General features: G+C 66.2%; 20 protein-coding genes. 2 read left to right on the forward strand and 18 right to left on the reverse strand.

Annotation, left to right across the window (positions count from 1 at the left end; translation table 11 throughout):
* Positions 1–88: 88 nt before the first annotated feature.
* From ACSQ3Q_RS18760 to ACSQ3Q_RS18830, 15 genes are all read right to left on the reverse strand, one after another.
* Complete coding sequence (locus ACSQ3Q_RS18760; protein ID WP_436135843.1) at positions 89–1,693, reverse strand: C13 family peptidase; 1,605 nt, start codon at positions 1,691–1,693, stop codon at positions 89–91.
* 133 nt (positions 1,694–1,826) lie between these two features.
* Positions 1,827–2,807: a formate dehydrogenase accessory sulfurtransferase FdhD gene (locus tag ACSQ3Q_RS18765; protein ID WP_436135844.1), complete on the reverse strand. Its 981-nt coding sequence runs from the start codon at positions 2,805–2,807 to the stop codon at positions 1,827–1,829.
* A gap of 125 nt (positions 2,808–2,932) precedes the next feature.
* A complete protein-coding gene (locus ACSQ3Q_RS18770) occupies positions 2,933–3,343 on the reverse strand; it encodes a hypothetical protein (RefSeq protein WP_436135845.1) in 411 nt (136 codons plus the stop codon).
* Between the two features lie 11 nt (positions 3,344–3,354).
* The gene (locus ACSQ3Q_RS18775; RefSeq protein ID WP_436135846.1) at positions 3,355–4,578 is read right to left on the reverse strand and encodes a formate dehydrogenase subunit gamma; all 1,224 of its coding nucleotides are present in this window, start codon (positions 4,576–4,578) and stop codon (positions 3,355–3,357) included.
* An 8-nt stretch (positions 4,579–4,586) separates the two neighbouring features.
* Complete coding sequence (locus tag ACSQ3Q_RS18780; RefSeq protein ID WP_436135847.1) at positions 4,587–4,826, reverse strand: hypothetical protein; 240 nt, start codon at positions 4,824–4,826, stop codon at positions 4,587–4,589.
* Positions 4,823–5,440, reverse strand: a complete 618-nt coding sequence (fdh3B, locus tag ACSQ3Q_RS18785) for a formate dehydrogenase FDH3 subunit beta (protein WP_436135848.1) — start codon at positions 5,438–5,440, stop codon at positions 4,823–4,825. The genes ACSQ3Q_RS18780 and fdh3B overlap by 4 nt, the downstream gene beginning before the upstream one ends.
* 23 nt (positions 5,441–5,463) lie before the next feature.
* The gene (locus ACSQ3Q_RS18790; RefSeq protein ID WP_436135849.1) at positions 5,464–8,430 is read right to left on the reverse strand and encodes a formate dehydrogenase subunit alpha; all 2,967 of its coding nucleotides are present in this window, start codon (positions 8,428–8,430) and stop codon (positions 5,464–5,466) included.
* A 13-nt stretch (positions 8,431–8,443) separates the two neighbouring features.
* Positions 8,444–8,656: a formate dehydrogenase gene (locus ACSQ3Q_RS18795; protein WP_436135850.1), complete on the reverse strand. Its 213-nt coding sequence runs from the start codon at positions 8,654–8,656 to the stop codon at positions 8,444–8,446.
* Between the two features lie 145 nt (positions 8,657–8,801).
* The gene (locus ACSQ3Q_RS18800) at positions 8,802–9,413 is read right to left on the reverse strand and encodes a TorD/DmsD family molecular chaperone (protein WP_436135851.1); all 612 of its coding nucleotides are present in this window, start codon (positions 9,411–9,413) and stop codon (positions 8,802–8,804) included.
* A 14-nt stretch (positions 9,414–9,427) separates the two neighbouring features.
* Positions 9,428–11,500, reverse strand: coding sequence for a 4Fe-4S binding protein (locus ACSQ3Q_RS18805; protein ID WP_436137033.1), 2,073 nt, complete (start codon positions 11,498–11,500; stop codon positions 9,428–9,430).
* Positions 11,460–12,182, reverse strand: a complete 723-nt coding sequence (locus tag ACSQ3Q_RS18810) for a DUF3306 domain-containing protein (protein WP_436135852.1) — start codon at positions 12,180–12,182, stop codon at positions 11,460–11,462. Before ACSQ3Q_RS18810 ends, ACSQ3Q_RS18805 begins: the two co-directional genes overlap by 41 nt.
* Positions 12,175–12,780: a DUF3305 domain-containing protein gene (locus tag ACSQ3Q_RS18815; RefSeq protein WP_436135853.1), complete on the reverse strand. Its 606-nt coding sequence runs from the start codon at positions 12,778–12,780 to the stop codon at positions 12,175–12,177. Before ACSQ3Q_RS18815 ends, ACSQ3Q_RS18810 begins: the two co-directional genes overlap by 8 nt.
* 66 nt (positions 12,781–12,846) lie before the next feature.
* Positions 12,847–15,753, reverse strand: coding sequence for a formate dehydrogenase subunit alpha (gene fdhF / locus ACSQ3Q_RS18820; protein ID WP_436135854.1), 2,907 nt, complete (start codon positions 15,751–15,753; stop codon positions 12,847–12,849).
* Positions 15,750–17,657: an NADH-ubiquinone oxidoreductase-F iron-sulfur binding region domain-containing protein gene (locus ACSQ3Q_RS18825; protein WP_436135855.1), complete on the reverse strand. Its 1,908-nt coding sequence runs from the start codon at positions 17,655–17,657 to the stop codon at positions 15,750–15,752. The genes fdhF and ACSQ3Q_RS18825 overlap by 4 nt, the downstream gene beginning before the upstream one ends.
* 177 nt (positions 17,658–17,834) lie before the next feature.
* Entirely contained in the window at positions 17,835–18,482 is a 648-nt protein-coding gene (locus ACSQ3Q_RS18830; protein ID WP_436135856.1) for a TetR/AcrR family transcriptional regulator, read from the reverse strand.
* Between the two features lie 70 nt (positions 18,483–18,552).
* Between ACSQ3Q_RS18830 and ACSQ3Q_RS18835 the strand changes: the two genes are divergently transcribed.
* Entirely contained in the window at positions 18,553–18,951 is a 399-nt protein-coding gene (locus ACSQ3Q_RS18835; RefSeq protein ID WP_436135857.1) for a DUF4345 domain-containing protein, read from the forward strand.
* Positions 18,912–19,373 (forward strand): hypothetical protein, encoded by a 462-nt coding sequence (locus ACSQ3Q_RS18840; RefSeq protein WP_436135858.1) that lies wholly within the window; start codon positions 18,912–18,914, stop codon positions 19,371–19,373. Before ACSQ3Q_RS18835 ends, ACSQ3Q_RS18840 begins: the two co-directional genes overlap by 40 nt.
* Positions 19,374–19,413: 40 nt before the next feature.
* On the opposite strand, the gene ACSQ3Q_RS18845 is transcribed toward ACSQ3Q_RS18840, so the two are convergent.
* The 3 genes from ACSQ3Q_RS18845 to apbC all read right to left on the reverse strand — a co-directional run bounded on the left by ACSQ3Q_RS18845 (position 19,414) and on the right by apbC (position 22,759).
* A complete protein-coding gene (locus tag ACSQ3Q_RS18845) occupies positions 19,414–20,367 on the reverse strand; it encodes a LysR substrate-binding domain-containing protein (protein WP_436135859.1) in 954 nt (317 codons plus the stop codon).
* A gap of 4 nt (positions 20,368–20,371) precedes the next feature.
* The gene (locus ACSQ3Q_RS18850) at positions 20,372–21,430 is read right to left on the reverse strand and encodes a PDDEXK nuclease domain-containing protein (protein ID WP_436135860.1); all 1,059 of its coding nucleotides are present in this window, start codon (positions 21,428–21,430) and stop codon (positions 20,372–20,374) included.
* A 237-nt stretch (positions 21,431–21,667) separates the two neighbouring features.
* A complete protein-coding gene (gene apbC / locus ACSQ3Q_RS18855; protein WP_436135861.1) occupies positions 21,668–22,759 on the reverse strand; it encodes an iron-sulfur cluster carrier protein ApbC in 1,092 nt (363 codons plus the stop codon).
* Positions 22,760–23,090 lie beyond the last annotated feature (331 nt).

Below are 23,090 nucleotides of genomic sequence, written 5' to 3' on the forward strand. Positions count from 1 at the left end.
GCCGGGGCGGGCGGCACTGGCGGCGCGCCCTCAACAGACCCAGGCAGCGACGGATCGGCGCCCACCGCTGCCGGCCGATGTGGCTCCGTCAGGGCCGTACCGTGGCGGTGGCTTCAGCCCCTTCGCCGGAGTTAAGCCGCTGCTCCAGCGCCTTGAGCACAGGCTCGATCTCAGCGCCCACACGGATTTGCGGGTTGGAGAAACCGTCGGCCTTGCCGGCCTCGACCTCGCGCTGCTGGATCAGCGGCACGGCCTTGGCAAAGGCGTCGGTGAACGAATGGGTCTGGCGCAGTTGCTCGTTGAACACCGCACGGCCAAAGAACGTGAGCTCGGACCGCGTGCCGCAGCCGTACGAGGTGTGCGTGGCGTCGGCCGCCGTCATGATGAGCGTGCTCTCGGTGGCGAGGGTGTCGACCCAGCCGCCCGAATAACAGGCGGACACGGCGATCACGCGGTGGCGGATGCCGGCTTCGTCGAGCGCGGCGCGCAGCATCTCGGGCGTGACGGGCGGCACTTCGAGCGGCCAATGCGAGGCGGCCAGCGCATGGTCGCGCGCACCGTGCGAGGTCATGTAGACCACGAGCACATCGTTGCCACGGTCCATGCGGGAGGCGAGCGCAGCGATGGCGCGCTGCAGGTTCTGCGGCGTGGCCCACAGGTGGGTGCCGGCAGTTTCTGCATGGTTGAGCAAATGGAGGACCCGGCCCTGCGCGTCAAAACGCTCTTGCAAGAGCGTGCTGACCATGGTGCTTTCGCGGCGGAACACGTTCTCGCCGGCGTAGGGGGCAAACACCAGGCCATAGACGTCGACCACACCTTCGCGCTGTGGGGCCAGGGCTTCCACCTGCTTTTGCCACAGGGCCTGCTGGCCCTCAAAAACCGGCTGGGACAACACGAGGCGCGCTGCCTCAGGGGTTGGCTCCTGGGATGCGGCGACCGCTTCGGTGTCAGGCTCCCACGCCCGGTCGGAAAACTGCCATGTCCCCAAGGCCACAAGGCCTGCCAGTCCTGCAGCAAAGGCTGCGGTGCGCACGCGCGACCGAATGAAGCGGGCACTGACTACCACCATGGCCGCCAGCAGCCATACAAACAACGGGATGTAGAGAGCCCACAGCACCCACACGGCGACCTCCCCGTCCCAGGTCTGAGGCTTTTGCGCAGCCCAGCCCATCAGCCCGTACGAGAGCATTGCGGGAATCATCGGCGCCCAGGTGGACAACACCAACCACGCACCCAGTCCGCCCGTTGGGTTCTGGCTGGGTTGCCCTGGGGCTTCGTTCTGGGCACGCAGCGCCGGTGCCATGGCCCACCATGCCAACCACAGCTGTGCCAGCATGATCCAGTAAGGAATCAGCCAGCCGCGCACACTGAACTGGGCCGGCCCCGCCACCTCCAACCGTCCAGCGGCCACCACCAGCGCGCCACTGGCCAGCACCAGAATCACCAGCTGCCAAGGGGTGGGAGCCGCTGCGCCGGTGCGGGGAGCCAGGAAGAACGCAGCGCGCAAACCTTCGCGCAGCCAGCACCACAGCGAGAGGTGGGCTGGACCTGCGGGCCCCGTAGACAGGCTGCTGGCAAGCGGCGCCGGCTCGGTGGGCCCGCCGCTCAGGGGGACCTCGATTTCTCCGGGCAGGGGGCCCCATTGGCTTGGCAAGGTGTCGCTCCAGGCAACGTGGACTTTCTGGTCTTTCATGCGCGCATCATGCCATCGCGACGTGACGCAGCCCGGGCGCTTTGCCGGATCGATAGGTCGGTCTGGGGGTGCTCTGCGGACCCCAAACCGGGGACATGCCTGGGCAAGCCGCGGCCCAGGATCCAGCCGGACGTCAGCTTGCCGCAGCGAGCCCCGGCAGCGGTGCGATCACCGGAGGCTGCGCCAGACCCGGCTGGAGCACCAACCGATCCGCCCCGGTGTAGCAGACAAACCGGCGGTTGGTGGCCCGCCCGATGGCGCACAAGCCCAGCTGCTGCGCGACCGCATGGCCCATCTGCGTCATGCCGCTGCGCGACACCACGATGGGCACGCCCATCTGCGCCGACTTGATGACCATCTCGCTCGTGAGGCGGCCCGTGGTGTAGAACACCTTGTCTGCGCCGGACATGGGCTGGATCGTGCCCGTTTCTGTTTCAGTTTCCGTTTCTGCCGCCATGGCCAATGGGGAATGCGCCTGTGCAGCCTGCGGAGCTTGCGCGTTCATCCACATCCACCCAGCAATCGTGTCGATGGCGTTGTGGCGCCCGACGTCTTCCACAAAGGTGAGCAGCGCTTCGCCCTGGAACAGCGCGCAGCCGTGCACCGAACCGGCAGATTTGTAGGTGGTCTCCTTGATTCGAATCGCGTTCACGATGCCGTACAGCTGCGCCTGGGTCAGGCGCGCTTCGGGCAGCACGATGCGGTCCACTTCGTCCATCAGGCCACCGAACACGCTGCCCTGCCCGCATCCTGTGGTCACCACCTTGCTCGCGGTGCGCTCCTCAATGCGCTCGATGCCGTGGCGGGTGCGCACTGCCGCGGCATTCACGTCCCAGTCCACGGTGATGGACTCGATGTCAAACACCGACTCCACCAGTCGCTGGTTGCGCAGGTAGCCCAGCACCAGCAACTCCGGCTGGGCGCCCAGGGTCATCAGCGTGACCAGCTCGCGCTTGTCCACATAGACAGTGAGCGGCCGCTCCGCAGGGATCGAAACATGTTCGCGCTCACCCAGTTCGTTGACTACCTCGACGCTGTGGGTGAGTGGGGCCCGGGCCTGCGTGAGGCGAGGCCATGGCGGGGCGGCAGAAGCCGCGGGGGTGGGGGAGGTCATGGGCGGAATATACGCAGGCACCCGCAAAGCGCATCGGCATTGCGGGCCGCGGCGAAGGGCTGGCGACGGCAGCTGACACGGCCGGTGGGCCGCCGTCAGCGGTCAACCGTCAGCCATTGGCTGCCTCAGGACTTGGGCGCTGATGCCGTCGCAGCAGCCGGCGTGACCGTGCTGGGCGGGCTGCTGGCCGTGCCAGGTGGCGAGTGGGCGCCTGACGCCTCCAGAGGTTTCGCTTCTGGCGGTGTATAGGCGAACGGCCCGGGGTCCGCACACGCAGAGGCGCTGACGGCCGTGGTAGCCGTGGTCGGCGTGGCAGGCTTGGCCGCGGACTGGGTCTTGCGGTAGTGGGCTGCGACCTTGTCCTGGGCCAGGCACAGCTTGTAGTTGTCGACCTTGCCGGCCCACGCAGTCTTGGCCGCAGCCTCGGCGGCCTTGGCAGCGGCTTCAGGTGACGGCGCGGGCAGCTTGGCAGACGCCAGCGTACAGACGCCGACCGCGCACACGGCCAGCAGGGACGAACGGAAAAAATGCGTCATGGTGCGATACCTCATACCTGCGCGGGGTGGCCCGCTGTTGGCGTTGCAGCCGCGTCGACCGCTGGCGCATCGGTGCTGCGCTGGCGCGGGATCTTGCCCGCCTGGACGTCGTCGTACCAGAGCTCGTGGTGTTCCTTGGCCCAGGTGTCGTCGACATAGCCGGTCTTCATGGCCTTGTAGGCGCCGTGCATGCCGATGGTGCCCATGTAGATATGGCCCATGAACATCATGATCATCACCACGGTGGCCACGGCATGCACCATGTGCGCAATCTGCATGGTGCCGCGCTCGTAGATGAGCCCGGGAATCAGCTTGTCCAGCACCAGCCCGGAGGCCACAACGATCACGCCCAGGCCTAGCACGCCGGCCCAGAACACGATTTTCTCGCCAGCGTTAAACCGGTGTGATGGCACCTCTTGCTCCGAGAGCATCCCACCGCCCTTGGCGATCCAGGTGACGTCCTCTCTACGCGGAAGGTTGTCCTTGAGGAAGGTGAAAAACACGATGACCAGCGACACCGCAAACAGGGGGCCTGCGAAGTTGTGGATGTTCTTGAGCGCGTAAGCCAGCCAGCCGAACAGCGTACTGCCCAGGATGGGCAGCAGGAAGAATTTGCCAAACGCCATCACGATGCCCGAGACCGCGAGGGCCACGAAGGCGATGGCGTTAGCCCAGTGGGCCGAGCGCTCGAACGGCGTGAAGCGCTCAATCTTGCGGCCGGTCTCTGCACCGTGCAGCCTGATGGCGCCCTTGCGCCAGTAGAACAGCGCAATGGCACCGGCCACGATGAGCACAAGCGAGCCGCCGTACGGGATGATCCAGTCGTTGCGCACCTGCCGCCATGCCTCGCCAGCGTTGGTCACGCGCGAGCCGGGGTACTGCACAAAACGCTGGATCAGGTTCCCAGCCTCCGGAGCCTGGCTCGTGGGCAGGCTGCTGTAGCCCGTCACGCCCTGCCCCACCTGGCGCCACATGGGCGCGTTGTTGCCGGGCTGGACCTTGGCACGCTCGCCGTTGGTCTGCTCCGCGTACTTCGGATCGGCGCTCGCGTCGGGCTTGATCTGAAAGATGTTCTGGCTCTGGATGCCGCCCGGCGCTGGCGCCATTGCCGGTGCCGCAGGTGCGGACACCGCAGCCGGGCTGGCCGGGGCCGCGTCCGCCGCCGGGGCTTGCGCCTGCGCCAGCCCGGAGGCCACGCCGGCGGCCAGCGCCAATGACCACAGGATGTGTTTCATGGCAGGCCTCACTTCGCGGTGGTGCGGGTGTACTCGTTCTGGCCGTACTGCTGGCGCGCCTTGAGCTGCGCTTCCCAACTGGCCTTGTCGCCGGCCTTCCAGCCGGGCTGGGTGAAGTTGCTGCCCGTGCCGGCATAGGACGCCGCATCGCTGCGAATGCCTTCACCGGTCTGCGGCTTCTCGCCGCAGGCCGCCAGCGATGCCAGCGCGAAGGCCACGGCCGCGATCCCCAAGGTGCGTTGCATCATGACTTGCTCCCTGCAGGCTGGCCGCCCTGTTGTGAACCGTAGGCGGTGCCCCAGCCCCAGACCTCGGCACCCTTGCCACGCTGCACCACGCGGTTGCGGAAGATGTCCGCCACCACATCGCCGTCGCCGGCCAGCAGAGCCTTGGTGGAACACATTTCTGCGCAGGCGGGCAGCTTGCCCTCGGCCAGGCGGTTGCGACCGTACTTTTCAAACTCGGCCTGGCTGCCATTGGTTTCGGGGCCGCCAGCACAGAAGGTGCATTTGTCCATCTTGCCGCGCACGCCGAACGTACCTTGCGAGGGAAACTGCGGCGCGCCGAACGGGCAGGCATAGCTGCAGTAGCCGCAGCCGATGCACACGTCTTTGTCGTGCAGCACCACGCCTTCTTCGGTGCGGTAGAAGCAGTTGACGGGGCACACAGCCATGCACGGTGCATCGCTGCAATGCATGCAAGCCACCGAGATCGACTTTTCGCCGGGGACACCATCATTGAGCGTGACCACGCGGCGGCGGTTCACGCCCCACGGCACCTCGTTCTCGTTTTTGCAGGCGGTGACGCAGCCGTTGCATTCGATGCAGCGTTCTGCGTCACAGATGAATTTCATTCGTGCCATGTGTCTCTCCTTGCGCTGCGCGACTACGCGCGCTCCACGTTGCAGATCGTGGTTTTGGTTTCTTGCATCATGGTCACGCTGTCGTAGCCATAGGTGGTGGCGGTGTTCACGGCTTCGCCGCGCACCACGGGTGCCGCGCCCTTGGGGTAATAAGCCAGCATGTCAGCGCCTTGCCAGCGCCCAGAGAAGTGGAAGGGCATCCACACCGTATCGGGCGCCACGCGCTCAGTGACCAGCGCCTGCACATTGAGCCGCGCGCCGGTGGGCGAGCTGAGCCACACGCGCTCGCCGTTGCGGATGCCTCGGTCCGCCGCCGTCTTGGGGTTGATTTCGACAAAGGCCTCCTGCTGCAGCTCAGCCAGCCAGGGGTTCGAGCGGGTTTCTTCGCCGCCGCCTTCGTATTCCACAAGGCGACCCGAGCTCAGGATGAGCGGGAATTTCTCGTGCACCTTGTCGGCAATGTTCTTGTCCTGCACGCTCTTGTACAACGTAGGCAAGCGCCAGAAGGCCTTCTTGTCGTCGTGTGTCGGGTACTTGGCCATCAGGTCGGGCCGGGTGCCGTACAGCGGCTCACGGTGCTGCGGAATCGCGTCGGGGAAGTTCCACACCACGGCGCGGGCCTTGGCATTGCCGAAGGGGTGGCAGCCGTGCTTCATGGCCACGCGGATGATGGCGCCCGTGGGGTCGGTCTTCCAGTTCTTGCCTTCGGCCTTCGCCTTCTCGGCATCGCTGAGATCGTCCCACCAGCCCAGCTTCTTGAGCAGCACGTGATCGAACTCGGGGTAGCCCGTGGTGATCTCGCTGCCCAGCGAGAACGACCCGTCTTCTGCCAGCAGATTGACCCCATCCTTCTCTACGCCGAAATTCGCACGGAAGTTGCCGCCGCCGTCCATGACGTGCCGGGAGGTGTCGTACAGGTTGGCCGAGCCGGGGTGCTTGAGTTCGGGTGTGCCGTAGCAGGGCCAGGGCAGGCCGAAATAATCACCGCCAAAGTCGTAGCCCGTTTCCTTGTCCTTGCCGCCCTTGGATTTGAGCGTCTTGACATCGAACAGGTGCATGTTCCGCATGTGGGCCTTCAGGCGCTCGGGGCTCTGGCCCGTATAGCCAATGGTCCAGACGCTGCGGTTGATTTCGCGCAGGATGTCCTCGGGCACGGGCTCGTCCATGCCCCTGACCTTCTGCATCTTGTAGTTCTTGGACAGCTCGGCCGCAAAGCCCAGCTTCTCGGCGAACTGGTGCATGATCATGTGGTCCGAGCGGCTCTCCCACAGCGGCTCGATCACCTTCTCGCGCCACTGGATCGACCGGTTGGACGCTGTCACGGACCCGCTGGTCTCGAACTGCGTGGCCGCCGGCAGCAGGTACACGGCGCGGTTGGGATTCAGATCTTCGGCCTTGCCCGGCATGGCCGCCATGGCTGCGGTGGCCGACGGGTACGGATCCACCACCACCAGCAGATCGAGCTTGTCCATGGCCCGCTTCATCTCGAGGCCACGCGTTTGCGAGTTGGGCGCATGGCCCCAGAAGAACACGCCGCGCAGGTTGGAATCCTGGTCGATCAGCTCGTTCTTCTCCATCACGCCGTCGATCCAGCGCGACACGGTGATGCCGCTCTTGGTCATCATCGCGGGCGACGCGTACTGTTTCTTGATCCACTCGAAGTCCACGCCCCACACGGCCGCGAAGTGCTTCCAGGAGCCTTCGGCCAAGCCGTAGTAGCCCGGCAGCGAATCGGGGTTGGGGCCCACGTCGGTGGCACCCTGCACGTTGTCGTGGCCGCGGAAGATGTTGGTGCCACCGCCGGACTTGCCCACATTGCCCAGCGCCAATTGCAGGATGCACGAGGCGCGCACCATGGCGTTGCCGATGGTGTGCTGCGTCTGGCCCATGCACCAGACGATGGTGGCCGGCTTGGCCATGGCCATCATCTGCGCGACCTTGAACATCTGGTCCTCTTTAACGCCGCAGGCTTCTTCGACCTTGTCGGGCGCCCATTTGGCCAGCACGTCCTCGCGCACCTTGTCCATGCCATAGACACGGTCGTTGATGTACTGCTTGTCTTCCCAGCCGTTCTTGAAGATGTGATACAGCAGGCCGAAGAGGAAAGGGATGTCCGTGCCCGAACGGATGCGCACGTACTCGTCGGCCTTGGCGGCCGTGCGGGTGAAGCGCGGGTCCACCACGATCATCTTGCAGCCGGTTTCCTTGGCGTGCAGCATGTGCAGCATGCTCACGGGGTGGGCCTCGGCCGCGTTGGAGCCAATGTACAGGGCGACCTTGCTGTTTTGCATGTCGTTGTACGAATTGGTCATCGCACCGTAACCCCAGGTGTTGGCTACGCCAGCCACCGTGGTCGAGTGGCAGATGCGTGCCTGGTGGTCGCAGTTGTTGGTGCCCCAGAAGCTCACGAACTTGCGCATCAAGTAGGCTTGCTCGTTGTTGTGCTTGGACGAGCCGACGAAGTACACGCTGTCCGGGCCGCTGGCCTTGCGCAGCTCCTGCATCTTGGCGGTGATCTCGTTCAGGGCCGTGTCCCAGCTGATGCGCTCGTACTTGCCGTTCACGAGCTTCATGGGATAGCGCAGGCGGTACTCGCCGTGGCCGTGTTCGCGCAGTGCCGCGCCCTTGGCGCAGTGCGCGCCCAGGTTGATCGGCGAGTCGAACACGGGCTCCTGCCGCACCCACACTCCGTTCTCCACCACCGCGTCCACCGCGCAGCCCACCGAGCAATGGGTGCAGACGGTGCGGCGCACCTCGATCTTGCTGTCGCCGATGGCGACCTTGGCGCCTTCAGCCGCGTTGGATTTTTTGACCAGTGTCAGCTGGGACGCAGCAATCCCGACACCGACCCCGAGACCCGAGCGGCGCAAGAACGCTCGACGGTCCATGGTGGGGAGGGCCTGGGACAAACCACGGCGCAGGCTGTGGACGAACGGTGACGCAGACGCTGCGCCCGGCGCGGCGGGCGACGACTTCTTGGTGAGCAACATGGGCGCCCCGTAGTCAGAGTTGGGTGGTTTTGTAGTACTGCTTCACGTGGGCGGACAGGTGGTAGCCGCCGCCCTTCTCGGGCGCCACGCGAGTGGGCTCGGTTGCTGCCGCATCAAGAGAAGGGGCAACCCCCGGAAGCGCCACCACAGCCGCTGCTGCGGCACCGACGGTGGCTGCGCCGGCAAAGAACTTGCGGCGCGAGGGTTGAGGCTGGCTGTTCTGCATGCGTGTCTCCAGAATGGCGGGCAGCTATGAAAAGTTGTTCATACAGTCTATGTCAGCGATTGCAACACTGCAATCGAGGCGTTCACTACCCACCAACTTACTCATCTTTTATAGCGAGTGCCGATAGAGCCGCAGCGGTTGTGCATCAGTCGAGCATGTCAAAGCCCTGCATCTCCACCGACACAAAAGCCCGGGTGAACTGCGCCACTGCGGCATAGAACCGGGCCTGCGGATGCCCCGCGAGCGCATCGCACAGGGCGCCCACCCAGGGCTGCAAATGCGTTGCAAAGAAGTCGCGCTGCGCCGTCAGATTGCAGACCGCCACGTCGTCGCCGGCGATCAGGTAACGCATCACCTCGCAGAGATAGGCCACGTGGTCCTCGGTTTCCGGCATGGTCTCATCGCGTGCCAGGCCCAGCTGCTGCAGATCGCCGCGCAGGCGGGCCAGCGGCTTTTCATTCAAGAAGCCGCTCAGGTAGTGCGACGCGTACACGTACACCTCGGGCTTGCCCACACCGCCAAACAGGCGGTCGAACTCGAGAGCGATGGCGGTGTCGTCCAGCGCGCGTGCCGCGCCCACCAGTTGCTGCCACGGCTCTTGCAAAAAACCGCCCGCAGCGGGCGCCTCGGTCACGGCCACGCGCAATGCCGACAACAGCTCCGCGCCGGGCGCTGCGTAGTACAGCTGCGACAGCAGGCCGTACAACTCGGCCCGTGCGGTCTCTTCGTCCAGCGCCGAACTGCCGGCGGATGTCATGGAAGGTTGGGCACTCACAGGTCCGTCACTTTCGCTTCAGTTTGGGAGGAATACAGGTCGATCACGCGGCAGTCGCTGCACATCTTCAGGCGCTCCAGCGCGTCGCCCTGGAACATCGGATGGCCCGAAAGCTTGCCCAGCATGGCCTCGATGGCCTTGACCGTGCCGAACGGCTTGCTGCAGCGCACGCAAGCCCAGGGCTTGGCCTCGTTAAGCACCCGCAGTTGCGCACGCTCAGGCGTGAGCAGCAGGCGCGGCTGCAGCGCAATCGCATCCTCGGGGCAGGTGGTGGCACACAGGCCGCACTGCACGCAATTCTTTTCGATGAAACGCAGTTGTGGCAGTTGCGGGTTGTCTTGCAGGGCGCTCGCGGGGCAGGCGCTCACGCAGCTCAGGCACAGCGTGCAGCGGTCCTTGTTGACGGTGATGCTGCCCAGCGGGGAGCCAATGGCCGGCAGGGCAATGGCTTCGGCCCGCAGCTCGGCTGGGCCCCGCGCGTGCTCGATGAGGTGGTCGAGCGCCATCTCCAGCGTGCTGCGCTTTTCCTGCGCCACGGCATGGCGCGCGGGCACGGTCGGTGTGGCCTGCCGCGTCTGCCCCAGCGCCTGAAGCGCCGCATCCAGTTCGGTGGGGTGCGCGGCCTTCAGCAGCTGCAGATGGCTGCCTGGGTAGCCCAGGCCGCGCAAAATGGTTTGCCCAACATCCATCTGCGCTTGCAGCCCCTCAAGGTACTGCGGCGCCTCTTCATCCGTCACCAGCACCACGACCTGCGATGCACCATAGGCCACCGCGCTGAGCCACAGGTCTATCCCCGTGCTGGCCGTGTGCCACAGCGCCATCGGGATCACCCGGGCCGGCACACCGTGCGCCACCTTCAGTTGCGCTGCACGGCCGAGTTCCTCCACCAGGCCCTGGCCCCGCTCCTGGCTGTGCAGCAACAAGGCCGCGTCCCGGCCGCCCGCGGCGGCGTAGGTCGACAGCAGCGTCTTGATCTTCACGCCCTGCTCCGTGGCGCTGGGGTAGGCATAGGTCAACGCGCCAGTGGGGCACACCGTGGTGCAGGCGCCGCAGCCCACGCACAGGTTGGGGTTCACCTTGATCTGCTGGCGGCTCTTGTCGCTGGCAATGGCCTCGGCCGAGCAGATGTCCACGCAGGCGTTGCAGCCCACGGTTTCATTGCGGCTGTGGGCACACAGCTTTTGTTTGTAGACAAAGAATTTGGGCTTGTCGAACTCGCCCACCAGCTCGCGCAGGCGCAGCAGCGTGGCGATATCGCGCCCGTCCCAGCGGAAGTACCCCTGGGGCAACGCGTGCTGCACAAAGGTGGGCGTGGCCGTGGCTGCCCGCAAGTCCAGCACCAGGTCAAAGTGTTGTGCTTGCACCGCCGCATCGCGCTCGAAATCGATGGCACCCGCCACCTGGCAGACCTTCACGCAGGTGCGGTGCGATTGGCAGGCGGCAAGGTCAATTTGGTAGTCCAGCCCGATGGCGTTCTCGGGGCAGGCCGCCACACAGGCGTTGCAGCGGGTGCACAGGTCCAGGTCAATAGGGTTGTCGGCCTTCCATTGCAGCTCGAACGCGCCCAGCCAGCCGGTCAGATCGGTGATGCGCCCACCCAGCACCGGATAGCGGCGCGTTTGTGCGCCCCCCGCAGCGCCGGGGCCCTGCGTGAACAGAGTCACTTCCAGCACGTCCGACACCATGGCCGCGGCGCGCTCGGCCACATCCAGTGGCCCGATGATCAACAGGCGCCCGGTGCTCTTGAAAGTGACCGTGGGCACAGGTGCGGGTTCGGGCAGCTTCGCCGCCGCCAGCAGCGCCGCGATCTTGGGGGTGGCCTGGCTCGCATCGCGGCTCCAGCCGCCGGTCTCGCGGATGTTGACGAAACGAATGGGCGACACCGCCCCTTCGGTCTGCTGGCCCAGCTCGGCAAACAGGCGCTGCTCCTGCGTGCAGGCCACCACCACGTCCTGGCCGCTCTTGATGGCCTGCTGGAACGCTCCGGCCTCGCGCCGGCACAGGGTGGAGTGAAGGGTCAGGTCCTTCTCATGCAACGCCTCGCCCAACGCCTTGGGGTTGAGAGGCATCGTCTGGTTGCAGTCGCAGATCAGCGTGGTGGTCATGTTCTGGTTGGCTGGCTGGCGTGCCGGCCGTCCCGGGGTGGGAGGGCGCGGGCGCGCCGGGCTCGCTGGTGGGCTCGCTAGGAACAGCGGTGCATACCCCCGACTGTGCCACGCCGGCCACTACTTCTTCCTCCGCATGATCCCGAGGCTGAGCGTGGGCCGGGGGCTTTGCCGTATCGCCCTCTGCGGCCTGGTCCTTCTCGTGATCGAAGAAGCCCATGGCGTGGGCGCTGGCCATCTGGCGCAGCATGCCCTCGGGCAATGGGTCGGGCTGGCTGTAGTCGCCCACGTAGATATCAAGGCCGTCCATCACATTGAAATGGGGGTCGGCAAACAGTTTCTTCATGGCCAGGTTGCGCACCTCGGGCGACACGGCGTGCTGGACGAAGGGCTTGAAGTCGGACTCGGGCGTGAGCGCCTGCGCGTCGCCCAGCGTGGGCGGCGGTGGTGCCTCGGCTGCCGGGCCCGCATCGCGGGCCGTGGGCTGCGACACGCCAGCCGGGGATGCCGCGCTCGCAGCTGTCGGGGCTTTGGCTACGGCCGGCGCGGCGGGTTGCGGGGCTGGTGCCGGCGGCTCCTCCACTGGCTTGCCCACGCGCACATCCTGCTTGCGGCGCGACCAGCGCCCGAGGAATCCGTCAGCCACGGCCTGCCCTTCCCTCTCCACCCGCACTTTCGCTTCCGCCGCCGCCTGCTCCGCCACCGCCACCGCCACCGCGCTGCTTTTCCGTCGATACGGACGCCGGGTTGCCAAACCGGTCCTGCAGCGTACGGAAGCTGTCGGGGCGCTTTCTGCGTTTGGGTTCGGGCTGGTAGTGCGCATCTGCAAAGGCACGCAGCACCTCCAGCACCTCGGGCGGCGCGGGCACCTGCTCCACGGTTTCCTGCGCGTCCAGCCAGCGGCCGGCGTCGTGGTAGCTCAGGCTCACGGCCAGGGGCCGGGCCATCGGTATCTCGCCCGTGCCTGTGTCTTCATCGCGGCGCCACAGCACAAACCAGCACGGTGCCGGCGAGCTGAGGTTGAGGTGGTAGCCCTCGGCGTCGTCGCGGAACAGCTCCACCACAAAACCCGGGAACAGCCAGCGCTGCTCGCGCTCGTCGTTCAGCAGCTGGCGCGGCTCGGTGCCAAACGCGGGCTCGTTGATCACCACGTCGGCCAGTGACCACCGCCAGGGCTGCCAGCGGTTGTCGATGCGCTCGCATCGCATGATCACGGCAACGTCGGTATGGGGGCGCTCAGTCATGGGTTCTGAATGTACTCGGCACTCCCCGCCCCCGCCCAATCCCATTGCCATTCCCCCGGCCGGTACTCAGGTCAGCAATTCCTCTGGCGAGCCGAGCCGCTCGATGGCCACCGCGCAGTATTTGAACTCCGGGATCTTGCCAAACGGGTCCAGCGCCGCGTTGGTCAGCAGATTGGCCGCCGCCTCCCCATAGGCAAAGGGCATGAACACCGTGCCGCGCGGCGTGCCGTCGTCGCGGCGCACGCGCACCTGCAGCATGCCGCGCCGCGAGCGGATGCCCACCAGCGCGCCGGGTGCCACGCCCAGCCGCGCCAGTTCATCACCGTGCAGCGATGCGGTGGCCATGGGCTCGATGGCGTCCAGCACGGTGCTGCGCCGGGTCATGCTGCCCGTGTGCCAATGCTCCAGCTGGCGGCCGGTGATGAGCACCAGGGGGTAGTCGGCATCGGGCTTTTCGGCGGCCGGGATCACGCTGGCGGGCACCAGCTGCAGGCGGCCCGTGGGCGTCGGGAATTTTTCGGTGAAGACGATGGGCTGGCCCGGGTCGTCGGGCGTGAGGCAGGGGTAGGTCACGCTGGAGTCGCGCTCCAGCCGGGCCCAGGTGATGCCTTCAATGCTGGCGTGCATGGCCCGGCGCATTTCGTCGTACACGGCAGCTACGCCGGATTCTTCGCCTTCATAGCGCCAGTCCAGACCCATGCGCGCCGCGAGTTGCTGAATGATCCACAGGTCCGGCTGCGCATCGCCAGGCGGGTTCAGCGCACGGCGGCCCATCTGCACCATGCGGTCGGTGTTGCTGGCCGTGCCGGTCTTTTCGGGCCAGGCGCTGGCGGGCAGCACCACGTCGGCCAGCCAGGCGGTCTCGGTCAAAAAGATGTCCTGCACCACCAGGTGCGACAGGCTGGCCAGCGCGTGGCGCGCGTGGTTCAGGTCGGGGTCGCTCATGGCGGGGTTCTCGCCCATGATGTACATGCCGCGCACCTTGTGGGGGTCGCTGTCGGGCGCCAGGGCCTTGTGCATGATTTCGACCACGGTGTAGCCCGGCGCTTCATCGAGCTTGGTGCCCCAGAAGTCCTCGAACCAGGCATGCGCGCCCGCGTTGTCCACGCGCTGGTAGTTGGGGAACATCATCGGGATCAGGCCCGCGTCGCTCGCACCCTGCACGTTGTTCTGGCCGCGCAGCGGGTGCAGGCCCGAGCCGGGCTTGCCGATCTGGCCGGTGACGGCGCATAGCGCGATCAGGCAGCGCGCGTTGTCGGTGCCGTGCACGTGCTGGCTGATGCCCATGCCCCACAAAATCATCGAGGCTTTCGACTTGGCAAACGCACGCGCCACCTCGCGCAGCGTCTCGGCCGGGATGCCACACACCGGGGCCATGGCCTCGGGGCTGCAGCCCACCACATTGGCCTTGAGCGCCTCGAAATTATTGGTGCGGTCGCGGATGAAGGTCTCATCCACCAGGCCCTCGTCGATCACCGTGTGGATCAACGCGTTGAGCATGGCCACGTCGGTGTCGGCCTTGAACTGCAGCGTGCGCCAGGCGTGGCGGCCAATGTCGGTGATGCGCGGGTCGGCCAGCACGATTTTTGCGCCGCGCTTCACCGCGTTTTTCATCCACGTCGCCGCCACAGGGTGGTTGGCCGTGGGGTTGGAGCCGATCACGAAGATCAGCTCGGCATGCTCCACATCGCCCGCCGGGTTGCTGACTGCGCCCGAGCCCACGCCTTCGAGCAGCGCGGCGACGCTGGACGCATGGCACAGCCGTGTGCAGTGGTCCACGTTGTTGCTGCCAAAGCCGGTGCGAACGAGTTTCTGGAACAGGTAGGCCTCTTCGTTGCTGCCCTTGGCCGAGCCGAAGCCCGCCAGCGCCTTGGGGCCGTGCGAATCGCGCAGGCTTTTCAGCGTGCCGGCGGCCAGGTCGAGCGCTTCGTCCCAGCTGGCTTCGCGGAACGCTGCGCGCCAGTCGGCGCCGTAAGGCATCACCTCCTTCGGCACGCCGGGTTTGCGGATCAACGGCACGGTGAGCCGGTCGGGGTGGTGGGCGTAGTCGAAACCGAAGCGCCCTTTCACGCACAGACGGCCATGGTTGGCCGGGCCGTCGCGGCCTTCGACGCTGATGATTTTTTCATCGCGCACGTTGTAGGTGATGAGGCAGCCCACGCCGCAGAACGGGCAGACGGAGTCGACCTTGCGATCCACCTTTTGCGAGCCGATGTGCGTCTTGGGGCTGAGCGCGCCCGTGGGGCAGGCCTGCACACATTCGCCGCAGGCCACGCAGGTGCTCTCGGCCATGGGGTCGTCGAGGTCGAACACGATCTTGCTGTCTGCCCCGCGCAGCGCGTAGCCGATCACGTCGTTCACCTGTTCTTCGCGGCAGGCGCGCACGCAGCGGTTGCACTGGATGCAGGCGTCCAGGTTGACGGCCATGGCGGGGTGGCTGAGGTCGGCGGCCGGCTGCTCGCGGCGTAAGGCCTTGAGCGCCGGGCGCACCGAGACGCCCAGGCGATCCGCCCATTCGCTCAACTCGCCGTGTTGGCCTATCGTTTCCGCATTTTTTAAGTCAAATTGGCCGCTAGCGCTTGATGCATAAGCGCCACCAGCTATCAATTCAGGAGTATTTGATTTTTCATCGTTCCAGCGGTAGCCCACATCGGGCATGTCCGACAGCAGCATCTCCACCACCATCTGCTGGCTCTTGCGGGCGCGGGGGCTGGCGGCCGACACCTTCATGCCGTCGGTCGGCGCGCGGCAGCAGCTGGGGGCCAGGGTGCGCTCACCCGCGATCTCGACCACGCAGGCGCGGCAGTTGCCGTCGGGGCGCAGGCCGTCTTGATAACAAAGGCGGGGGATGTCCACGCCGTGGCGCTGCGCGGCTTTGAGGATGGTCTCGCCGGGGTTGGCAGTGACGGGCTGGCCGTCCAGCTCAAAGGCCACGACGGGCTGCGCAACGGCAGAAGTCAACACGGCGCTCATGGCTGCAGCCCTCCGGGCAGTTGCTCGGCGAGCGGGCTGTTGCGCGGCTTGGGCAAGTCGCCCGGCCACGGCGCCTCGCCCACCTCGTGCGCAAAATATTTGTGGATGCAGCGGATGGGGTTGGGCGCGGCCTGGCCCAGCCCGCAGATGGACGCATCGCCCATCACCTGGGCCAGGTCGTCGAGCAGTTCTTCGTCCCACTGCGGGGCGCGCATCAACTCCGCGGCCTTGGCCGTGCCCACGCGGCAGGGCGTGCACTGGCCGCAGCTTTCGTGTTCAAAGAACCGCATCACGTTCAGCGCTGCATCGCGCGCCCGGTCGTGGTGGCTGAGCACGATGACGGCGGCCGAGCCGATGAAGCAGCCGTAGGGCTGCAGCGTGTCGAAGTCGAGCGGGATGTTATTCAGGCTGGCGGGCAGAATGCCGCCCGAGGCGCCGCCGGGCAGGTAGGCGTAGAGCTGGTGGCCGTCGGCCATGCCGCCGCAGTATTTGTCGATGAGCTCCTGCACCGTGATGCCGGCGGGCGCAAGCTTGACGCCCGGGTGCTTGACCCGGCCGCTGACGCTGAAGGATCTCAGGCCTTTGCGACCATGGCGGCCGAAGCTGGCAAACCACTGCGGCCCGCGTTCGACGATGTCGCGCACCCAGTACAGCGTCTCGAAGTTGTGCTCCAGCGTGGGCCGGCCGAACAGGCCCACCTGCGCGATGTAGGGCGGCCGCATGCGGGGCTCGCCGCGCTTGCCTTCGATGCTCTCGATCATGGCGGACTCTTCACCGCAGATGTAGGCGCCCGCACCGCGCCGCAGCTCGATGTGGGGCAGCGGGCACGGCGGCTGCGCGTGCAGGTCATCCAGCGCCGTCTGCAGCAGCGCGCGGCAGCCGTGGTACTCGTCGCGCAGGTAGATGTAGACCGCCTCGGTGCCCACCACCTGCGCGGCGATGAGCACGCCTTCCAGAAAGCGGTGCGGGTCGCGTTCGAGGTAGGTGCGGTCCTTGAAGGTGCCGGGCTCGCCTTCATCGATATTGACGGCCATCAGTCGCGGGGTGGGTTGGTCACGAACGATCCGCCACTTGCGCCCCGCCGGGAATCCCGCACCGCCCAGGCCACGCAGGCCCGAGTCTTCCATGGCGGTGAGCACGGCCTCGGCATCCATCTCGCCATTGACCAGTGCAGCGGCGGTCTGGTAGCCGCCGTGCGCGCGGTAGGTGGCCAGGTCGGTGTGGGCGGGGCTGATCCCGCCTGGCTGCCCAGGCACGCTCTTCTCGGCCAGCTCAACAATATCAAAATTGATAGCAGAAAGCCCTTTTGGATGAAGCGCTAGAGCCTGATTTGGCTTCAAATTGACGGTTTCCAGCACCGCATCGACCGTGGCATGCGGCACCGGGCACTGGTGCACCACCGCCACCGGTGCCTGCTCACAGCGGCCCACGCAGGGCACGGCCTGGACTTGCACATCGCCCTGTCCGGCTGCGCGGAGGCGCTCGGGCAACTGGGCCAGCAATTCACCTGCACCGGCCAGGCTGCAGCTCAGGCTTTCGCACACCCGCAGCACCAGGCGCGGGGCCACAGCGTCCGCGCCGCGCGCGATCTCGAAGTGGTGATAGAAGCTGGCCACCTCGTACACCTCGGCCATGGGGCGGTTCAGCTGTTTCGCCAGCGCCACCAGGTGCCGGTCGTGCAGCACGCCAAAGTGGTCGTTCAGGCGGTGCAGGTGTTCGATGAGCAGGTCTTGCCGAAAGCCATCGGCAGGGCGCGGCCCCAGAAGCGCAGCCACGTCGGCCATGGCGTGGTCTTCAGGCTGGCGGCCTTTCAGTCGGCTCTTGCGGCGGATGCGCTCGCGCATGTCGTTGACGGACACGGCGGCCACGACGGCTGAGGAGGGGGCTTCAGGGGCGAGGTGCATGGAGCGAAATCGTGGAATGTCTTGGGGTGGTGATGAACCCGCCTGCATAAGGCCGCCAGGCGGGCGCAGTGTCGGTGAGGCCCGTGGGCGCGTCAAATTGGCGATGCACATGGGCCGATCACAAAAACAAATGAGCCGCGGCCGGTGGCGTTGTACGGGTAGGGGGTGGGGAACCGGTCAGCCGGCCGCCCTGCCCACGGGCAAGTTCGCCAGCAGGCGGCTCGCCAGCATCGCTGCAAGGTCTTGCACAGGGGGCATGGTGGACACCGGCGCGGCCGACAGGGCACCGTCGATGGCAAGGCCGGCCAGGCCGTGGGCCAGGCTCCATCCCGCCAGCGCCAGTTCGTCGCCTCCCTCTGGCACATGGGCGTGGGCGGCTCTCCGCAGCACCTCAAAAGACCCATCCGCCGCCGCCAGCAGCGCCGGGTGTTCCGGCTTGCGCTGCAGCAGCGGGCTGAACATGAGCCGGAACACCGCCGGGCGGGCCAATGCAAAGCCCACGTACGCCGTGCAGTGCCCGACCAGGGTGGCGGCGGTGTCGCCCGGCTGGTGCGCGCCTTCCATCGCCGCGGCCAGGTCGGCAAAACCGCGCGCGGCCACGGCTGCCATCAGGGCTTCGAGGTTGGCAAAGTGGTGGTACGGAGCGGCGTGCGACACGCCCGCGGCCTTGGCCACCGAGCGCAGGCTGAGCGGCGCACCGTCGGCCAGCAGGCCTTCGGCCGCGGCGACGAGGGCAGTGCGCAGGTCGCCGTGGTGGTAGCTGGCACGCGGGGTGAAGGGGGTGCCGGGGGTGCCGGGGGTGGGTGGGGTGTCGGAATGGCTCACAAAAGCAATCTTGACACAGTCAAGATGCGCCCAGACAATGCACCAATCCTGACACCGTAAAGATCAATCCATGATACGACGCTTCCTCCAGGCCACCACGGCCGCGATGGCCCTCATCCCGGTCGCCACCGGCGTGCTGACCATGATGGGCATTGACGACCCGATCTACCACGCCAGCGGCCTGCCGCGCGATGCCCTGCTCGACGGCAACCTGCGCTTTTTTGGTGGCATGTGGCTGGCGCTGGGCCTGGCGATGGGGTCGCTGGTGCCACGCATCGAGCGCGAGGGGCGGATGTTTGCGGTCCTCTGGGGCGCGGTGTTTCTGGGCGGCGTGGGGCGGGCGCTGTCGATGGCCTTCGTCGGACTTCCGCCCGCGCCATTCATCGGCTTCACGGTACTGGAGCTGATTGGCGCCCCCGCCTTCATCGCATGGCAGCGCCGCGTGGCAGCGCAATCGGCCGTTCAATGACATCCAAAGGACATCCTGTGCGAACGCAAAAGCCCAACTACTGGTACTTGGCCGCAGCCATGCTGTGTTTGTTCATGATGGGGATGCAAATCTTCGTGGGCAGCCCGCAACTGAACGCGCCCATTCAAGCAAGCTCGCTGCCGCCGGGCATTCGGGCGGTTGCGGAAGTGGCCTGGCATTCCGTGACCACCGCCTACGGGTTGATGGTGGTAGCGCTCATCTACCTGTTTATCCAACCGCACAACGGCGCTCTCGCCAAGTACATCGTTGCGCAACTGATTGCTTTGTCTGCGCTGTTTTTGACTTACAGCATCACACGCTTTGGCAACGTCACCAGCCTGTATCTATGGCCTCTTTTTCTGGTCATCGCGGCGACGGTGGGCATGGGTGTGCGCAGCGTGCGTTCATTCAACCAGCCCTGACTGTGGCGGTCCGCTGAAAAGGCGGCGGAGTTACTTTGGCCTATCGCTGCGAAGCCGTCAGCAAACCACTGTGCGCTGTGGCGTGCTGCAGCCACGCCGGGTCTTGCGCCAGGGCCAGCGCCGCATCCAGCGCCCGCGTGGGCTGCACCTGGCGGTGCGACATGAAACCGATGGGCGTGGTGAGCACCGGGCCGACAAGCGGCAAGGCCTCCAGCCCATCGTGGCCGCGCACGGCATCCACCAACGCGCCGGGCAACACGCTGCACAGGTTGCCCGCCACCACGGAGAGGGCCAGGGTCAGCACCGAATCGGTCTCCATGGCCGGCAACACGGTAGCGCCCGCACTGCGAAAAGCGCCGTCGACCAGGCTGCGGTTGTGCATCTCGGGCGTGAGCAGGCACAGCGGCTGGGCGGCCGCCTCGGCCCAGCCGATGGGCGGGCCGATCTGCAGGCCGCGGCCTTGGGGGCTGCCTGCCCGGCGCAGCAGAAAGTAGTGCTCCACGTACTGCGGCCAGGCCCGCAGCTGCCCGCCGCGCGCCGGCATGCGCTCGGTGTAGCCCAGCGCAAGGTCGAGTGAAATGCTCTCCAGCCCCGCTTCGATGGCCTGCGAGCTCATCGACAGCGCCACCGGCACGATGCCCGGATGCCGCGCCTGCAGCTGCGCCGCAAACCGCGCCAGGATGGGCATGGCCGTGGGCACGGCGGCGAGGCGCAGCGTGCCGCGCGGGTGGGCGGCGTCGCTGCTGAGGTCCTGCTGCAGCAGCTGGTGTTCGTGCAGCATGCGTTGGGCGGTAGCCAGCACGCGCTCGCCCTCGGGCGTGAAGCCTTCGAAACTGCGGCCCCGGCGCACCACCACCACGCCAAACTCTTTTTCGAGCGCACGCAGCGCGTTGGACAGCGCCGGCTGCGTGATGTGGCAGGCCTGCGCCGCCCGGCCAAAGTGCCGGTGCTCGTGCAGCGCCACCAGGTAGCGCAGGGACGCGAGCAGGTTCATGGGGTCAGGCCTTGGTGTCTGGCAATGTGGGGTTGCCCGCCAGTTCCCGCTCGATCTGGGCAATGCTCGGCAGACTGGTTTCCAATTCGGCGGGCAACGACTCCAGAAGCTTGTATTCCGCGACACCCAGCGGCTGCGCCTTGTCGCGCAGCGCGTATTCGGCCACCACCTTGTTTTTGGATTTGCACAGCAACAAGCCGATGGTGGGGCCGTCGTCCGGATGCTTGACCTGGGCATCGACTGCCGTAAGGTAAAAACCCAATTGGCCCAGATGTTCTGGCTTGAATTTGCCGCCTTTGAGTTCAATCACCACGTAGCAGCGCAGCTTGAGGTGATAGAACAGAAGGTCGATGAAAAATTCGTCACCGCCCACGTCCAGCATCACCTGCCGCCCCACGAAGGCGAAACCCGCGCCCAGCTCCAGCAAGAACTCCGTCACATGCTTGACCAAGGCGCCCTCGATCTCGCGTTCATGCGCTTCATCCGATAAGCCCAGGAAGTCGAAACGGTACGGGTCTTTCAAAGACTCGCGGGCCAGGTCCGACTGCGGCTTGGGGAGGCTGGCCTCGAAGTTGGTGACCGCCTGGCCGCTGCGCTCCAACCGACGGGTTTCGATGTGGATGTTCAACACATTGCGCGACCAGCCATACGCAATGGCGTTTTGGGCATAGGCCAGGCGCAGCGCGGGGTCCTTGAGCTGGGTCAGAAGCACCAAGTTGTGTCCCCATGGCAATTGTCCAACAGCCTGTTGGACAATTGCCGCATCGGGCCAGGCCTGAGCAAACGCCCGCATGTACATGAGGTTGGCGCGAGAAAACCCCTTCATCTCCGGAAACGCCGCGCGCAGGTCCTGCGCCAGCCGCTCGATCACCTTGGCGCCCCAGCCCTGCGCCGCCTGCCGCTGAAGAATGTCTTTGCCGATCTGCCAGTACAGCAGCACCAGCTCGCGGTTGACTGCCAGCGTGGCGCGCTGCTGGGCGCTGTGGATGCGTCCCTTCAGGTCGGCCAGCCAATCGGTGTAACCGGCGGGCGGGTCAGTCAGGCCAACAGGCTTTTCGCTCATGGCTGCGATTTTTAGATGTTTTTGGCCTCTAGCGCTTATCCATCAAGCGCAAGCAGCTACGTATTTAATAGCAACCAGAAGGTGAGAATGAATCCGGCGTGTCCGAGCGGGCTGCACAAACGTGCCTCATCAAGGCGCAAAGCGCAGCCATAGCTCGGGCTATGGCGAGCATTTGCAACGCCGAGGAGGTGCGTTTTTGCGGGACGAGCGCGCATGACGGGTTCGTTCGCACCTTCTTTAGGTGTTTTTGCTGATCGAAATCGTCGGAAACTTGTTCGAGAAGTCCTTGGCCTGCTGCGCAATCTTCACCGCCACGTCGCGGGCCACCTTCTTGTAGATCTTGGCCACGTCCCCATCCGGGTCGGCCACCACGGTGGGCTTGCCGCTGTCGGCCTGCAGGCGGATGCTCATGTCGAGCGGCAGCGCGCCCAGGTAGTCCATGTTGTATTCGGCCGCCATCTTCTTGCCGCCGTCGGCGCCAAAAATGTGCTCCACGTGGCCGCAGTTGCTGCATACGTGGGCCGCCATGTTCTCGACGATGCCCAGGATGGGCACGCCCACCTTCTCGAACATCTTGATGCCCTTCTTGGCATCGAGCAGGGCGATGTCCTGCGGGGTGGTGACGATCACCGCGCCGGTCATGGGCACGCGCTGCGACAGCGTGAGCTGGATGTCGCCGGTGCCGGGCGGCATGTCGATGATGAGGTAATCGAGGTCCTTCCAGTTGGTCTGGCGCAAGAGCTGCTCCAGCGCCTGGGTGGCCATGGGGCCGCGCCAGATCATGGCTTCGTCCTGGTCCACCAGGAAACCGATGGACATGACCTGCACGCCGTAGTTCTCCAGCGGCTCCATGGTCTTGCCGTCGTCGCTTTCGGGGCGGCGGTTGATGCCCAGCATCATGGGCTGGCTCGGGCCGTAGATGTCGGCGTCGAGCACGCCCACGCTGGCGCCCTCTGCGGCCAGCGCCAGGGCCAGGTTGGCGGCGGTGGTGCTCTTGCCCACGCCGCCCTTGCCCGAGGCCACGGCGATGATGTTCTTGACCTGGGGCAGCAGCTGCACGCCGCGCTGCACGGCGTGGGCGATGACCTTGGTGGTGATGTTGACCGAGACGTTCTCGACGCCCGCCACGCCCTTGGCGGCCGTCACCAGGCTGCGGCGCAGCTCGGGCACCAGGCTCTTGGCGGGGTAGCCCAGTTCCACGTCGAACGCGACGTCGCCACCGGTGATCTGCACGTTGCGCAGGGCGCGGGTGCTGACGAAATCCTTGCCCGTGTGGGGGTCCAGAACGCTGGAAAGAGCGGCCAAGAGGCCCGGTTCGGTGACTGCCATTCAATAAACTCCAGAAGAGGCGGGTAGTCTATCCAAGCGCTGGCCTTAAGAACCTGTTCAAGGTCTTTTCGGGGATCGCGTTGGAGTGCAATCGGAATGAGTGGATGCTTCGGAAGCGCCGCATGGGCTCGTGCCCATGCAAGCAGCCGGGGCGTCCAATCGCCCGATTTCACTCCAACCCTTCGGGCAGTAGTCTTGGCGGGCGGTCTGCGGCGTTGCGGCGCTTGTGGATAGCCGGGCTATCCACTGCGCACCACGCCTAGCATCCCCTCCCGGCAAGGTGCTTGCGCGACCCCGAAAAGATCTTGAACAGGTTCTTGACTGAAGGACA

It is taken from the genome of Acidovorax sp. LjRoot129 (assembly GCF_964253765.1).
Classification (GTDB): Bacteria; Pseudomonadota; Gammaproteobacteria; order Burkholderiales; family Burkholderiaceae_C; genus Acidovorax.